This window comes from Mesorhizobium sp. M8A.F.Ca.ET.207.01.1.1, assembly GCF_004794715.1.
In the GTDB taxonomy this organism is placed as follows: Bacteria; Pseudomonadota; Alphaproteobacteria; order Rhizobiales; family Rhizobiaceae; genus Mesorhizobium.
In genome coordinates this window covers 596429-611898 of sequence record NZ_SRUS01000005.1, presented here as the reverse complement: position 1 = coordinate 611898, position 15470 = coordinate 596429, and the positions used below count along the sequence as shown (strand labels likewise).

Genomic DNA, 15470 nt, shown 5'->3' with positions numbered 1-15470 from the left:
TCGCCATGTTGCGGGTATATTGTTCGTGGCCGGGCGTGTCGGCGACGATGAACTTGCGCTTCGGCGTGGCGAAGAAGCGGTAGGCGACGTCGATTGTGATGCCTTGCTCGCGCTCGGCCTCGAGGCCGTCGACCAGCAGCGCGAAGTCGATGTCGTCGCCCGTCGTGCCGTGCTTTCGCGAATCGCGTTCGAGCGCGGCGAGCTGGTCCTCGAAAATCTGCTTGGTGTCGGACAACAGCCGACCGATCAACGTCGACTTACCGTCGTCGACCGAACCGCAGGTCAGGAAGCGCAGCAGCGACTTCTTCTCTTGCGCCGCCAGATAGTCGCGGACGCTTCTCGCGGTGGAAAAGGACAAGTCAGGGATTGGCGTCCGGCGATCCTCATCCACGGCAGTCGGCCGCGATGCAATCCGAAAGGCGGGCCTGTGCTAGGCCGAGCGATCCGATCTGGTTCCTGATGGACATGGTCGTCTCCAACCCTATCACTGGCTCTTCATAACCTCCTCCTCGCCGCTGTCTTCCCACGATCTGCGCTTCCGGAAGATCAGACAAGAAGACTGCTGGATCATCATACCGCATTGGGGCACCTCCATGGAATGGTCCAATCAATGGGTCAGGTTCGCCTGACACTGCGCCAGGATCATCATGATCAAAGCCCATCCGCTCGGCCAAATGTGACCCGTTACGGGTCAGTACGCCTGGCACCGCAATTGCATTGATAGAGTGTGGGCTGGGACGAGGTCCGTCGCCTCGCAAATGGGGCGGCGGGCCTTTAGCAACGAGGGGCTTTGACGGAGCGGCCCGGCACCCCTTTGTTGGGATGGGGCTAGGACACCGGGCCTAACCGACGGGCTGTTTGTGAGAAACGGCGCCGGGGCTGAGGGACTATATGCGCTCATGCTGAATACGCGCAAAGCATACGAACGAAGTATGAGAGCGACAATTCGGGGGGCAGCCGATGGCCGATAAGCCGGTGACGACCGACGTCGAACCCGCGCTGGTGCTGATTATGACCCAGCGGGAGGAGGAGTAGCGGCGGCGACAGCGCACCTTCGGTTCGATATAGCTAACGCTTGTCGTTTCGCGGCTTGCACTACGCTTTAGCGGAACCAAAAAAGAGGACACGGGCGTGCTTCGTCGGTCGGCTCCGGTCTGGCTGTTCGCGGCATATCTGCGCGTCCAGTATGCACTGCAACAGCAACCCGCTTCGAACGGGACGCTTTGCAGATGGCACGACAGGTCTCGCTGGTGATCGAGGCAGAACTTGTCAATCTGCAGACCATTCTTGACGGTCTCTCAAAATCGGCCACTCTCGCCAATGGCAATCTAAAAGCGCACGATATCTTACACGGAGCGGCGCCGATCTTGGCGATCTGATTCCATTGCCGTCATGGGGCCAAGGATCCAAAGGATCGCACAAAGCCACTGTGCCTGGAATGGGCTGCATACTCATCTTATTAGTGCGGGGAAATTATGTGCAATTACAGGTTGTCGTACCTTTGGATATATTAGTCACCTAAGATATAATTACCAAATTGTTAACCAGGATTAATGCGCCTTTTCCACAGCATCGTACTATGCACTCCAGGTTGGGTTACCTCCATAGGGCGCGGAAGCCATACGTCGGTGTGTTGGGACGGCGTATGTCCTACTCCTTGAATCCAAACTTCGGTCAACATCTAGTCAGCCTGACAGACGATGAGCGTATTAGTTCACGCCTTTGACATGCTTTGCTAGGGAGCCAAACCAAAGAGGAGAAAAGCAAGTCAGCGCGATGGAGAGGAGTAGGTAAAGCGATGGCACACCCCCAAATTTCCGATTTTTGGAACGATGCAACAAAACCGTTACACAATGGACATCTGCCGGACGCGAATGGTCTTGGCAGGTCCGATCTCGACGAAGGACGTCCGAGCGAAGGCTTGGTTATGATTGTCGACAAGCGAGCGCTTGAGCGTGAATGCCTTGCGCGCGGCCTTATCGAACACAATCCCACCTTGCGCGTTAGCGCGGTAGGATCGCTTGACGAAATCCAGCACATTGGCGGGGACGAGGAGCCGTCCGCGATCCTCGTAATTCTTGGCGCCAGGAAGGTCACGGACCAGAGTGTTCGGGCGGAACTTGCGCACTTAATTTCCGAGTTTGGCACCGTACCCGTAATCGTCGTGGTGGATTCCGATGAGCCAGGGGAGGTTCTCGCGGCTCTCGAATGCGGCGCCCGAGGCTATATTCCCACAAGCGTGACGGTGAAGGTCGCTGCCGAGGCCATTGGTCTTGCTCGTGCCGGAGGGATCTTTGTACCCGCCAGCTGCGTGCTGGCGCTGCGAGAGATCATCCACTCGACCGCAAACGGTGTCCGTCCGCTCTCCGGCATGTTCACCACACGCGAAGCTGCGGTTGTGGAGGCGCTCAGGACAGGCAAGGCGAACAAGATAATTGCCTACGAGCTCAACCTGTGCGAGAGCACCGTCAAAGTCCACATCCGAAATATCATGAAAAAGCTCAAGGCTACCAACCGCACCGAGGTAGCGTACAAGCTTAGACAAATGTTGCTTTGAAGGCTGCCTCGGATCGGTCTTTGCCTGGCCGGCTCTGGCAATAACAGGTGCGTTAAGGGCGGGACCAGGGGTTCGGCGTTCTGATCTAAGGTCGATGGCCTCGTCCGAGCGGTTTCGCGAAACGGGCTGGCTCGGCGTGTGTCGAGGCACGTTCTTAGCCAACCGTCGCGGACGCCGCTGTTACGAGAAATCCAACGCTGTCCCCTGCTAGCTCCGCGCCACGATACGCGGCTTCGGCGGCCTTCAGCCCACCCGTCAGTCTGCGGACCATTGGAGCCGGTCCGAGTGCGTCAAGGGGAAGGCCTAGCTGACCACGGGTGGGTCGCTTCGGTGGCCAGATGCTGAGGCCGAAATAGCTGGCGGCTGAGCGATCGACCCCGCCGCTGAACTGCACCAGTAGCGCTTGGTGAGAGTTCCGGGCAATACGGCCCAGGCAGTTGATGTCCATTGGTGGTTTGTCAGTTGGCCTCATCGCGACCACGATCACATCCCATGCATCGTCAGTCAGGAGCATGGGGTGCGAAAAAACACTTACTCTCGCCCCACCCTCGCTTAGCGTACGCTCGAGGGACGGGGCACAGGGCGTGTCACAGACGATGGCGAGCCTCGCGGCACGGTGATCGACACCGGCATCGCGGAGCAAGATGCAGCACAACCGCGCGAATTCCGGCAGCAGGTTTATGGCTGGGTGGCTCAGATTGGGAGCCGCGACTTTGATGCCGGCCTCGTCACAGGCGTTGAAGTCCACAACGCCCGGACGAAGCTCCCATGGTTCAGCCATTAGCGAAACAACCGCATGCGAGGGTAAGAGTTCGATGAGCGATCTCGAAATCGGGGCGACCTGCAGACAGTTCGTGACGAGGTCGACATCCTGCCATTTGCGGCTGTCGATCCGGTTCGTCACTTCAACGCGTTTGGAGACCCTAGCGTGTTTGGCAAATGCCGACGTCGCATCTGCGATGGCCGCCAGGCTTGGATGTCTGGAAGATGTGCGCGTGAGCGCAACGACACGGCTGGCATTGGCGAGCGCCGCCGCTGTGGCAGTCACAGCTTGATATCCCGTCGTGGCGCCAACGACCACGGTGAGGCCGGAGAGATCGAGATCAAGCAAGCCTATTTGCTTGCGCACGATAGCAAGCATTTCGGCAGGGTCGATCTCGAGAACATCACGAGCAGACGACGTTCCGGCAAAATCATGTGGTAAAGGCATCAAGCTGGGCACTAGGTTGCGCGCTCCACTATCAAATAAGCCTGCAATGTCCCTTAAGCGGATCAACCGCCCTGCCGGATCTTGTCTTGGCACGATGCACGTGCATTTCCTGCATTGTTTTTTGACGGATGCCTTTGCGGCCTCGCGCATTTAGCAAACGTGGTTCCTGTATCGCCACGAGCATGACTGCCTGGATCTGGTTGGCACTCCGATCTCTTGGCGGCTGCGCCAGGTCCAATGCAGGCTCTGGCAATACAGCCGAACCTGCCCGAACTGCTACCGCAGCAAACGGATGCTAGGTGATACGCCGTTTGATCAGAAGGCTTAAAGACACTACACCAGCGACGCGTGGATCAGGCTTAGGAGTAACGGGCGCCGGGTACGCCGCTACCTCCTTTGCTTCTCTTGCGAAGAATGACAAGCCGCTGTGAAGTTGGGCAGCAACACCAACAGCGTTTCTTGGTGAAATCCCATGACAATCAGCGCATTCGACATAAAGCGCCGCAGAGCTGGTATCCACATCGGCCAAAACCTCCGTCCGCTTGGAGGCCGGCGCAAAAGAATGGTGGACATCACTGTCGCATTGATCGCGCTTGTCCTTGCTGCTCCGGTCATGCTGGCGGTTGCCCTTTTGATATTGGTGACCGACGGCGGACCGGCGGTGTTCTCACACACCCGGATCGGATTCAACGGCAGGCGCTTCGCCTGTTACAAATTCAGGACCATGGTGGCCAACTCGGAGCGGGTTCTGGCAGACTATCTCGCGAGCAATCCCGAAGCCGCCAAGGAGTGGGAGCAGAATTGGAAATTCAAGAATGACCCGCGGATCACATTCCTGGGGCACATTCTCAGGAAGTCGAGCCTGGATGAGTTGCCTCAACTCATCAACGTGCTGCGCGGCGAGATGAGTTGCGTCGGCCCTCGTCCGGTCGTTCCCGACGAACTTCAACGTTACGGCTCCTCTGCGATCGATTATCTAAAAACCCGGCCTGGGTTAACTGGCCTTTGGCAGGTGGCTGGCAGAGACGCAATGGATTATCCCAGTCGTGTCTCTATCGACAGCCGATATGTGCGGGAATGGTCCCTATGGGCCGATGTTGTCATTCTCGTCCGGACTGTGGGCGCCGTGATGAAATTCGATCGTGCGTCTTGATTAATGCGCATCGCAAATTCTTGCCCGATGCTTTGCTCTGCCTAAAAACCGCAGCGTGCTGCCGCGACCGCAATGGCGAAAGGTGCGGCGCCGGTCGGCCGCGGCGAAATGGCAGCCGCAGACCATTACTGCTCACGTGACATGCCTTGGCGCCAGACTACGCCCAGGAAGAGGCCGAGCAAGTAGGCCCCCTGTAGAACAACAACGAGAAGCAGGATTGAGATGAGGTGGTGCCAGTCAAATACACTGCCGATGCCGCCTGCAACGACGCCGCCCACGACTGTCACCGCGGTCATGATGATGAGCGCGGCAGCTCGAAAACGAAATCCCAGCAAAATGCCGATAACACCGACGACGACAAGGCCCCAAAGCACGGCGATCTCCTATGGGTGGAAGACTCAGTGTGCCATCTCCAAGTCTCCCACATCTGCGAATCGGTACCAACACTCAATCCGGCTGCACCGCCTCGCCGACGAGCGGTCGAGGGGCGGAAATCGCCGTACACTCCCCCGCGCTACACAAAAGGCGTAGAGCACCCTGTCCGAATGCCCCCTTTTCGCTCATTTCCTTGTCCACCCGCCAAGCCTACGCTGCTTGGAAATAGGTATGCGGAAATTCACCCGCCGTGCGGCAGCATGCAATGATTTAAGATCCGGACGCCAAGCCTGTGTTTATCAGTGCGGCTATTCAGGACAACAAGGCTCTGGACGTTGCTCATCGACGCGAGCCTGCGTCGGCGCGCAGTCCCCGCATAATGCCTCTAGTGTGACATTCTACTTATGCTTCAGGTATCTGTCCTTTTGCTGATCCTGTCCATCTGGTTCCCTGGCGCCACGCGGATTGCCGGAACGGATGGCTCGCTTTCCTTCTTGCTGGCACTGTTCTGCGCTTTGCTAAGTGTCGGTACCTATGCGGAAACAGCAAGACGCCTCCATCGGATTGAGGCCGCCCTGACGACTGCGGTGCTGACGATATCTGCTGTCATCATCGTTCTCTCTCTACTGTCGATGCTCTACGCAGACAATCCGATGAGGACGATGCGCGCGGTTTTCTCACAAGTGTTTGGTTTCGCGATCATTCCAGCGGTCGCGGCAATCTCCATGAGACCGAAGGGTCTCGTGGCAATCGACAGGGTTGTGACGACCATAGTCATCATGACTGTCGTAACATCCTGTCTTGTCGCAATCGGGCTGGGCGATGCCAGATTCGCCGATCGGGCTGAAGGCTATTTCAAGCACTCGAACCAACTCGGGATCGCGTTGTCGGCTGGTCTGCCGCTTGTCGCGGCGAAGCTGGTCACATCCCGCCGGCACCGACTTCTCCTTATCGGCTGCCTCGCTGCGGTGCTCCTGGGTTTGGTGAAATCGGGTTCGAAGACAAACTTCGTCCTCGGCGTGGTGGGCCTTGGTCTTTTCTTTGCGCTATACAGTATATATTTAATCAGAAGAAAGCAGAATCCGTTAAAGGTAATCGTGGGAACCATTGCCGCTCCGATATTGTTCGAAGCGAGCCTGCTGACATTGCAGTTCCTAAATCCACGGGCTTACGGCCTGCTGGCCATTCAACTTTCCGGAGGCGAGGCGCATTCGGTGGTATCGCGGCAGCGACTGTGGTCCATATCGATCGATCTCGGCCTGTCGCACCCGTTCACGGGTGTGGGGGCAGGGCAATGGGTGGAAGATATCGCGCCCCACAGCCATAATCTGTTCATTGACTTCTTTAGAACACTGGGAGTGCCCGGCTTGGCGTTGGTGTCGATGCTGGTTCTCGTGGTCATGGCATATCTTTCCAGGGTCGTGTTCTGCACATTGTTCGGCAATGACAGGGGGGGCGACCATGCGGCGGAAGTGAATGTGATGGTGCTTGGAACGTCGGTTTCCCTGTGGAACTACATCATCGCAAACCAGATGAGCGACTCCTTCGGTCCATCGACAGCGCCATTCTTCTGGCTGCCGTTGGCTTTGCTCATCTTCTACCGCGGCATCCAACGATCACTGCAGACCGGCCCTGAGCGTCCGAAATTGTACGCGGTTCCAGGGTCCCAGCTATTTCAATATTGAACTGTTTTTTCAATCTTCGGAAAACCAACTTTTATCCCCTGATCCCCATGGCTTCGTACACAGTCCGTGACCTGACGGCAGGCTTGCCGCCAAGCGTCGAACCACGCCCACTTCAAACAGAAATTCGATTCGTGGAATTTTTTGGTCTCCCTGGGATCGGAAAAACCACGGCCTCCACCCTGTTGGCGAACGACTTGCGACGGTGCGGCCCGCTGACAGGCGATGTGCAATTAGCGTGGGGGACAAGAGCGTTCATCGACCGCCAAATCCACAGGATCGGTATTGTTACCCCAAGGCTCAAGGACCGTCAGTTTCGCTCGCTGCTCGCCCGAATTGCACGTTTTGTCATCGAAAGCGGGCAATCATCGGTTGTCGATGTAATCAGGGTTATCTGGAACCTTTCGGTTTTGGTTGCCTATATTCAGACCGAGAGGCAAGGAAAGGATACCATCATCATAATGGATCAGGGGCTTCTGCAGGGGTTCCTGTCCGTATTGCTCAAGAGTAAGCACCGGGAAACTTCGGAGAAGTGGTTTGACATCCTGCTCGCCATTGGCGTGCATGACATGGTTTTTGTCCATCTGCGCGGTGAGATTCGCCTAGCACGAAGTCGACTTCTGAAAAGGGGCGATAGGTCCTCGCGGATACAAAGGGCATCTCCTGACTGCGACCGTCATCTTTGGTCGGCGGCGGATTGTGCTTGCCGCCAGATTTTGGCCGACCTTGAGCGAAGAATGGAAACGGAGGATCACGTCGGCGTGATGGCGGCGGTCGACGTGGAAAGGTTGGCATCGCCCGAAGATGTCGCCGAAAGGGTTCTTGAGGTGGTGCTTCCGGCCTGCCTCGAACGACATCGGCTGAGCGGTTCGGCACGCCAATGAGCACCACAATGAACCGCCGTTCATTCATGGGCGTCGCCGGCTTGTATCCTCTAATCGCTCTGTTGGCGGGCTCGTGCCAAGCGCAAGGCGGACAAACGCCGGCAGGCAAGGAGTTCGTTCTGGCAGGTGACTATGGCTTCGAACAGCAATCGATACGGAACCTGCAGCCGGGAGCAACAATCAACGCTCGAAATGCTTCCTTCACAGTTGCCAACAGCAGAAACCGCGATCCCAACGCGGCGATGGGCTGCGACGAGGGGCCGTTGCCGGTCAATCGCTATCCCGTCGTCATCCGCAACTGTCCAGGGGTTCGCTTTGTCGGCGGCCGCTTCGACGGCCAGGTACCGCTAACGTCTGATTGGCGGGACACCTACTGCAACAGCGCGGCTTTGCTTGTCAGGGACGGAACCACCGATGCGACAATTGAGGGGGTGCGTGCCCGTCGCTGCTGGGATGGCATTCGCCTCGCCGAGCACGCCGACGGTTTTCGGCTAAAAGGGTGCTGGCTCAGCGAAATCAGGGATGATGCGGTGGAGAACGACTATCTCCTCAGCGGCATCATTGAAGATTGCCTGTTCGACGGATGTTTCTCGGGGATCAGCCTGGACCCTGCGTCAAACGAACGGGACGGAACGGGGCAAACGGTGCGGGTCGACAAATCCCTCATTCGCATGCATGCCTTTCTGTCCAAGGGCGAAATCACACATCAGGCGCCGATCAAGGCTGTCGATCAGTCGCCCAGGTTGAGGATCACGGAATCGGTTTTCGCATTGGCCGCGGCCAACATGCGTGGATTCCATCGCCTGGAAAGAACATGGCGGCTGACGATTGAAAGCCGCGACAATGTGCTGCTGTGGCTGCCCGACGAGCCGATCCCTTCCGCATTGCCACTGCCACCGTCTGGTTTCAGATTGCTGACGGGCGCCGACGCCCGCGGCTATTGGAACAAGGTCCGTTCCCAATGGGTCGCGGCGCATCAGGACGTGGTCCGGTTCTCTGACGAAGTGCTGTGAGAAGTCGCAGCGCTCGGCAACGATTACTCCAACTGCGAAGGCATTTGGCGCTCGCCCATTGAATGCACCGCTGGCAACAACAGCTTGGACCGTCACGGCGATGAATCAGCAGGACGCGATTGACAGAACTGTGGTGGCATCAGGCCAGGCCGATTGGAATTCTGCGACGTTTGTGATCCTAGGTCGGTTGGTGCGTGTCAGGGGACAAAATATCCTGTTCAGCCCTTCCCAGAACGCCATTTTCGCCGTCAACGATACTGCTGCCGACATCTGGCGCTCTCTGGAAGAAGGCATGCCACCGCACGCCATTTCGGTCGAGATGGCGCGCAGTGGCGTTGATAGACTTGAGGCAGACAGGCATGTCGAGGCTGCACTCGAGGATTGGCAGCGGCTGAACCTGATACGGCCCTGCGCGCCGTTGTCTACTTCGTCAGCTCAAAAGCCTGTGAGCCAGGTGGTCGCAGTCGCGGGCCTCAACATACGCATCGTCTATCCGGCAGCCTGCGCCTTTCCCGCGATTTCCGTATTTCGCCACCTTGAGGTCAAAGGAGATACTGCCGACGTACTGCTCGAGGTGGTTGGGCAGGGAGGGAGAGTCCATCTGCTGCGGGATGGCAAGTGGATTTTGTCCTGCTCCCTCGACGAATTACCCGTCATGCTGAAGGGGCAATTGCTGACCGAGGTTCTGGATTACGGCGCCTATGAACTTGCCCTCCACGCGGCTGCGCTTCTCAGAAATGAACGCATCGTCCTTCTTTGTGGCAATCCGGGCGCGGGCAAGACGACGCTGACCTTGGCACTGGTCCATGCAGGATTTGGCTTTGTCGCCGATGATGTGACGCTGCTGGACTCTAGGGGGCATGGCGTTGGCCTTCCGTTTGCCCCGGCGGTCAAGGCGGGAGCATGGCCGTTGCTGGCCAAATACTGCCCCGGCCTTGATGCCGTTCCGATCTGTCGCCGCCCTGACCGCAAGCGTGTACGATTTGCCGTGCCCAAGGCGTTCGTGCCCTTGCCTCCCGCTCCCCTGCCCATTGGCTGTGTGGTCCTGCTCCGTCGAGGTCGTGACTCGAAAGCCAGCCTGGAGCCGATCGATCCAGCTCACGCATTGCGCGGCCTTCTCAATGGCGCGCTTGCGCCCGGCGGAGAGCTGGGTGTCACCGCGTTCGAAGCGCTGACCCAACTCATCGGATCGACGGAAACCTGTTGCCTGACCTATTCGGGGCTTGATGATGCGGTACGCCTTATCTCGGAAGCGTGTCGATGATAAGCAGGGGCAACAGGGGCAACGCACTTGAGGCGTTGGTCGCCGGACTTCGCGGCACTCCGACGGACAGGGCTGACTGGCAGGCCGTGATTGCTCTGGCAAATCGCACTCTGCTTACACCCGATTTGTTCTCGTCCCTGGCGCGCGCCGGACAAATCCACCAGCTGCCAGAGGACGTGCGCGAGTACCTTCGGTTCGTTCACGACTGCAATCGGGAACGGAATCTGCGGTTGCGTACCCAACTGGGTGAAGCCGTTGCCGCCCTCAACCGCAGCGATATCTCTCCGCTCCTGCTCAAGGGGGCCGTTCCCCTGTTCCTTTCGCCGGCCGGCCTGGTCCCCAGCAGGATGACGAGTGACCTCGATCTAGCCGTGAATCCACGCCAAGAGAAGGTCGCCAGAGACTGTCTTGAAGAGCTTGGCTACGTCGATGTAGCGGGGGGGCGAGGCATGGCCCGCCAGCAGGACGCCGGAATGCTGGAGCTCCGGTCTACCCGAGCGGACTGCTATCACTCCCCCAAGCTCATCCAGCGAGACGGCCTTCGGGTGAAAATTCCTCCCGTTCAGTCTCGCGCCATGCACTGGATGGTACACGACCTTCTCAAGGAGGGAGATTATTGGCGCGGAAGGATAGATCTCAGGCACCTCCATGACTTGGCTCGATTGGCGGAAAACGAGGACGTGGACTGGATGTCACTGCAGGGTTCCATGTCGGACCGGAGCGCCCGCAATGCGCTCGAAACCCAGCTCCTGGCCATGCACCATTTCTTTGGAACCAGAATCCCGGAAAAATGTGCAAAACGCCCGATCGTCCGTTTCCAGCACTGGAGGCGCGTCTTCACGGCGACACACCCCGTCATTGGCGCCCCTCTGCGACTGGCCGGTAATTTGACGTGGGGCATATGGCGGTTTTCACGCGCCTACGGTTTGGCGCGACGTGGACCGCCGTACCTCTTGCGGCGCATCGCTCGTACGCTCTTCGACCCTCGCACGAAAATCTAAGCCTTTTGGAGAACTAGTGTACTGGATCAGAAGGCATAAGATGAATCCGTGAATTTGAGAAAGTTTGTGGGAGGTTTGACATGTCACCGGAAGGCACAAAACGCTCGGAACGGACCCAGGAGACCCTGGTCTCGGAGGCTCAAGCGCGCCGCGACTTTCTCAAGAAGGCGGGGCGTTTTGCGGCGGTTACTCCGCCGGCTGTGACGCTCTTGCTTGGCACAAGCTTGAACTCCAGGGCGATTGCCAAATCGGGTGGATCAAAACCGGGCAATGGCTGGGGGGACAAGAACCATATTCACGTCGGCCCTCCCGGCCAGGGGTAAGCCCTTCGACCATCATGGTCGCTGAAAACAGCGTTTTGAGGACATAGGGCTCCAGCCTGTCATTTGAAAGCCCGGACCGCTCGCGGCACGCAAAAGTGCCGCGAGCGGTCCGGGCTTTTCTTTGCCGGGGCGACCATCATCCGAACTGCAAATCAGCGCAAAATGGATCGCCGCACTGATCTTCGGAACCGCGCGACGCGGACCTTTGAGCATGCAGGAAGGCGGCCCTACGCAAGCAGCAGACTGCTCAGGAAGTTGTCGTCGTGGAACTGGGCCACTTGAACGCCGGTCAGCGTGATCTGATCCCCGCCGCCCAGCGACGCCACGACATTCGAGCCCTGGTTTGTCGCCGCCTGCAGGAACTGGCTGGTGTTGTAGATGCCAAAGGCTCTGAGATCGAGGACGTCGCCGGTGCCGGCGCCGGGCAGGAAATTCATGACGGTGTCCTGACCGTCGCCGTGGGCGAACACGAACAGATTGTGCTGGTTGCCGGCAACCAATGTGTCGTTTCCGCGTCCCCCGATCAGCGTGTCATTCCCGCCCAGACCCCATAGATAGTCCGCGCCGGTCGTGCCGTTCAGGACGTAGCCGCCGTTGACGATTGTCGGCGTGCGCCCTACAGGCGTCGGGACAAAGTAGGAATCCGTGAGCATGCTGGTTGCAGTCGTCCCGTTGAAGCTGCTCACCTTGTAGAACTCGATCAGCATGCCCGCGTCCGTGATCGTCACCAGATTGGCGCCGACATTGGGAACGGTCTTGCCAGCTCCGCCAAGGCCGGTGGTCGTGTACGGAAGAAAGACGCCGTCGCCGTTGTCGTCCCGGTTCTCCCGGTAGTAGTTGTGCTGATGGCCGGCAAAGACCGCGTTTACACCCCACTGCTCGAAGGGCCACCGCATGGTGGCAGTGGAGCCGCTCGGGTTGAATGGCGTGTGATGGAAGTAGGCGACGTCGAAACTCGCGTCGGAATTCGCGAGAAGGTCTTGCATCCAATGGCCCTGCACGGATGTGGAACTGCGGCCATCCGGCTCCTGCTTGTTGCTGCTGAGAGCGAAGAAATGCACCGGCCCGATCTGGTAGTCATAGTACCTCTCATTGTCGGGCAGCGTGAAGTAATTCAGGTAGTTGGTAACGTTGCCTTCTTCGTATTCGTGATTGCCTAGCGTGGGGAAGAAGCGGTTGATGGCGCTGCCGCTGCCGTATGCGCCCTGATAGTTGCCTATGTAGTCATGATACTGCTGGCCGACGGCGGCATCCAAGGTCTGCGGAGCATACACGTTGTCGCCGATTGTGAGGATGAAATCGGGGTTCCAGGCATGGACCATCGCCGACACCGCCTTCTCGCCGGAGAGATCGGTGTCGCCGTAGTCACCAAAGACCGCGTACCGGTACAAGACCTGCGGCGGCGTCGTCGGGACGACGCTGACCGTATAGTCCTGCGCGGCGGTGCTCCCGTCGGACGAGGTTGCGGTGACGTGGAGGTTGATCGACTGCTCGGTCTGGGCATTGAGCGTTCCCGTGCCAGAGCGCGTGATGACGCCGGTGCTGGAATTGATGGCGAAGCGCGGGTCGTTGAGGCTGTAGGTGACCGTATCGGTGACGTCCGGATCCTTGGCCGAGGCTGTGATGTGGACCAAAGTGCCCGCGGGGGCAAGGTCGGGGATCTGGTTGGCCGCAGGGTCGGCATCCTGTGGATGCTTGAAGGCGACCGGGCCGGTCGTCGGCACATAGTACTCGACGTGCAGGAGCGGTGCGCCGGTGGCGCTGCCATCGAAGGAATTAGCCCTGCGCGCGCCGCTGCTGCCGCTGACGACGAATGCCATGTCATTGAGTTGCAAATAGCCTGGCTGGTTGATGATCTCCTGCACGATTGCCGAGAGGTTCGGGGTGCGTTCGGCAAGGGCGGCTTCATTGTTCACGGTCCAGTCGGGTGGCGTCCACGTCACCGAAGTAGTCGTCATCAGGCGCGAGGTGACATCGCTTTTCTCACTCTCGAAGGGGACGGCTTCGTCGCTTTCGCCCCGGATCAGGAGCGAGACGGCGCCGGTGCTCGTATTCTGGGCCTGGAACTGGATGTAGGCACTAGTGATGACGGCGTCGTAGGGAATGTCGACGCCGGTGAAGCGCATTCCGACCGTCTGGACCTTGGTGCCGTCAACCACCATGTCGAGATCGGTGCTGGTGAGGTCCATCCCGCCGCTGGGACCTTGCTCGACGTCGTCGGTGCTGGTTGCGATCCTTTTCTCGAAAATCGGCGCTGTGGTCACGCTGACGACATAGTCTTGGCCCGCGGCGCTCCCATCGGACGAGGTCGCGGTGACGTGGAGGTTGACCGACGGCTCGGTTGCCGCATTGAGCGTGCCGGTGCCTGAGCGCGTGACAACGCCTGTGCTGGAATTGATGGCGAAGCGCGAGTCGTTGACGCTGTAGGTGACCGTCGAGCCGGCATCGGGATCCCTGGCCGAGGCCGTGATGCCGATGGCCGTGCCGGCGGCGGCGGTCTGAGCAATCTGGTTGGCGGCAGTGTTGGCATCCGGCGGGTTGTTGAAGGCGACCGGCTCCGGGCTGTTGAGGACGGCGAGGGTGAAGGCCTGGTTGGCGGTGCTGCCGTCGGTGGAGGTTGCCGTCACCGTCAGGTTGATCGATGTCTGGGTCTCGAAGTCGAGCGAGCCGGTGGCCGAGCGGGTGATGACGCCGCTGCTGGCGTTGATGGCGAAGCGCGTGTCGTTGAGGCTGTAGGCGACGGTCGAGCCGGCGTCGGGATCGGTGGCCGAGGCTGTGATGCCGACGGCCGTGCCAGCCGCCGCAAGCTCGGCGATCTGGTTGGCGGTGGTGTTGGCGTCGGGCGGCGTGTTGAAAGCCACCGGACTGCCGGCCGGACCGGGCAGGGTATACTCGATGTGCAGCAGCGGCGCGCTGGCCGGATTGTATTCGTAGGAATCGGCCGTGCGCGTGCCAGTGCCGCTGACCAAAAATGCCATGTCGTTGAGCGCGGCCCAGCCCGAGCGGTTGACGATCTCCTGCACGACCGCAGTGAGGTCCGGCGTGCGCTCGGCCAGGCCATGCTCGCCCACCGTGGTCCACGGGTCCGGCGCCCAGGCCGTGGATGCGGCCGTCCTGGGAAGCGAGGACACGTTGAAGTTGGCGGTGGTGAAAGGACTGGCGTCGTCGACCTTATCGCCCTGGATGAGCAGCGACGCCGCGCCGGTCTTCACCTCATTGGCCTGGAACTGGATGTAGGCGTTGGTGATGATCGCGCCCTGCGGGATGTTGATGCCGGTGAAGCGCATGCCGACCGTCTGGCGGGTGGAGCCGTCATAGCCGAGCTCCAGGTCGGTGACGTTGGTCGAAATCGCCCCGGAGCCCTTCTCTTCGACATCGTCCCCGGCGGTCGTCACCCTTGTCTCGATGATTACAGGCGTGGTGTTGCCCGTCTCGGAGACAGCAACGCTGAAGGCATGGGTATCGGTGCTGCCGTCGGACGAGGTTGCGGTCACGTTGAAGTTGACTGAAGGCTCCGAGGCCGCGTTAAGCGTGCCGGTGCCCGAGCGTGTGATGATGCCGGTGCTGGCGTTGATGGCAAATCGCGGGTCGTCGATGCTGTAGGTGATCGTCGAGCCGGCATCGGGATCCGTCGCCAATGCTGTAATGCCGATCGCCGTGCCGGCGGCGGCGTTCTGGGCAACCTGGTTGGCGGCGGTGTTGGCATCCGGCGGGTTGTTGAACGCCACCGGCTCAGGGCTGTTGAGGACGGCGAGGGTGAAGGCCTGGTTGGCGGTGCTGCCGTCGGACGAGGTTGCCGTCACCGTCAGATTGATCGACGACTGGGTCTCGAAGTCGAGCGTGCCGGTGGCCGAGCGCGTGATGACGCCGCTGCTGGCGTCGATGGCGAAGCGCGTGTCATTGATGCTGTAGGTGACGGTCGAGCCCGCGTCGGGATCGGTGGCCGATGCTGTGATCCCGGTGGCTGCCCCCGCCGCGGCGAGTTCGGCGATCTGGTTGGTGGTGGGA

The 15470-nt window shown here is 59.6% G+C and carries 12 protein-coding genes and 1 pseudogene; 9 read left to right on the top strand and 4 right to left on the bottom strand.

The features are described 5' to 3' along the window. Positions 1 to 367 (bottom strand): GTP-binding protein (locus EN850_RS18330; protein ID WP_246689248.1); only part of this gene is annotated, 367 nt, incomplete at its 3' end. A gap of 862 nt (positions 368 to 1229) precedes the next feature. Here EN850_RS18330 and EN850_RS36385 point away from each other — a divergent pair. Both EN850_RS36385 and EN850_RS18320 read left to right on the top strand, forming a co-directional pair. Continuing rightward, complete coding sequence (locus tag EN850_RS36385; RefSeq protein WP_189343812.1) at positions 1230 to 1379, top strand: hypothetical protein; 150 nt, start codon at positions 1230 to 1232, stop codon at positions 1377 to 1379. A gap of 419 nt (positions 1380 to 1798) precedes the next feature. After that, the gene (locus EN850_RS18320) at positions 1799 to 2557 is read left to right on the top strand and encodes a response regulator transcription factor (protein WP_127873506.1); all 759 of its coding nucleotides are present in this window, start codon (positions 1799 to 1801) and stop codon (positions 2555 to 2557) included. 154 nt (positions 2558 to 2711) lie between these two features. Here EN850_RS18320 and EN850_RS18315 read toward each other — a convergent pair whose 3' ends face one another. Further along, positions 2712 to 3917, bottom strand: coding sequence for a hypothetical protein (locus tag EN850_RS18315; RefSeq protein ID WP_127276354.1), 1206 nt, complete (start codon positions 3915 to 3917; stop codon positions 2712 to 2714). 322 nt (positions 3918 to 4239) lie between these two features. Between EN850_RS18315 and EN850_RS18310 the strand changes: the two genes are divergently transcribed. Beyond that, the gene (locus EN850_RS18310; RefSeq protein ID WP_245464276.1) at positions 4240 to 4920 is read left to right on the top strand and encodes a sugar transferase; all 681 of its coding nucleotides are present in this window, start codon (positions 4240 to 4242) and stop codon (positions 4918 to 4920) included. A gap of 125 nt (positions 4921 to 5045) precedes the next feature. Here the strand turns inward: EN850_RS18310 and EN850_RS18305 are convergent, their stop codons facing one another. Continuing rightward, positions 5046 to 5294: a hypothetical protein gene (locus tag EN850_RS18305; protein ID WP_127276356.1), complete on the bottom strand. Its 249-nt coding sequence runs from the start codon at positions 5292 to 5294 to the stop codon at positions 5046 to 5048. Positions 5295 to 5720: 426 nt separating this feature from the next. On the opposite strand from EN850_RS18305, the gene EN850_RS18300 reads away from it, so the two are divergent. From EN850_RS18300 to EN850_RS37175, 6 genes and pseudogenes are all read left to right on the top strand, one after another. Then, on the top strand, positions 5721 to 6980 hold the full coding sequence (locus tag EN850_RS18300) for an O-antigen ligase family protein (RefSeq protein WP_189591150.1): 1260 nt from the start codon (positions 5721 to 5723) through the stop codon (positions 6978 to 6980). A 131-nt stretch (positions 6981 to 7111) separates the two neighbouring features. Continuing rightward, positions 7112 to 7861: a hypothetical protein gene (locus EN850_RS18295; RefSeq protein WP_136091950.1), complete on the top strand. Its 750-nt coding sequence runs from the start codon at positions 7112 to 7114 to the stop codon at positions 7859 to 7861. A gap of 8 nt (positions 7862 to 7869) precedes the next feature. Continuing rightward, a complete protein-coding gene (locus EN850_RS18290; protein WP_135929621.1) occupies positions 7870 to 8874 on the top strand; it encodes a hypothetical protein in 1005 nt (334 codons plus the stop codon). Between the two features lie 58 nt (positions 8875 to 8932). Next, positions 8933 to 10138, top strand: a complete 1206-nt coding sequence (locus EN850_RS18285) for a PqqD family protein (protein ID WP_246689245.1) — start codon at positions 8933 to 8935, stop codon at positions 10136 to 10138. Continuing rightward, entirely contained in the window at positions 10135 to 11139 is a 1005-nt protein-coding gene (locus EN850_RS18280) for a nucleotidyltransferase family protein (protein WP_136091949.1), read from the top strand. Before EN850_RS18285 ends, EN850_RS18280 begins: the two co-directional genes overlap by 4 nt. 80 nt (positions 11140 to 11219) lie before the next feature. After that, a pseudogene (locus tag EN850_RS37175) lies at positions 11220 to 11423 on the top strand (hypothetical protein); the annotation flags it as partial. A gap of 266 nt (positions 11424 to 11689) precedes the next feature. On the opposite strand, the gene EN850_RS18270 reads toward EN850_RS37175, so the two are convergent. After that, positions 11690 to 15470 (bottom strand): putative Ig domain-containing protein (locus tag EN850_RS18270; protein WP_348642435.1); only part of this gene is annotated, 3781 nt, incomplete at its 5' end.

Coding starts and splice junctions, on each gene's coding strand:
- EN850_RS18280 (WP_136091949.1), top strand. CDS start 10,135: ATGATAAGCAGGGGCAACAGGGGCAACGCACTTGAGGCGTTGGTCGCC.
- EN850_RS18310 (WP_245464276.1), top strand. CDS start 4,240: ATGACAATCAGCGCATTCGACATAAAGCGCCGCAGAGCTGGTATCCAC.
- EN850_RS18315 (WP_127276354.1), bottom strand. CDS start 3,917: ATGCGCGAGGCCGCAAAGGCATCCGTCAAAAAACAATGCAGGAAATGC.
- EN850_RS18320 (WP_127873506.1), top strand. CDS start 1,799: ATGGCACACCCCCAAATTTCCGATTTTTGGAACGATGCAACAAAACCG.
- EN850_RS18290 (WP_135929621.1), top strand. CDS start 7,870: ATGAACCGCCGTTCATTCATGGGCGTCGCCGGCTTGTATCCTCTAATC.
- EN850_RS36385 (WP_189343812.1), top strand. CDS start 1,230: ATGGCACGACAGGTCTCGCTGGTGATCGAGGCAGAACTTGTCAATCTG.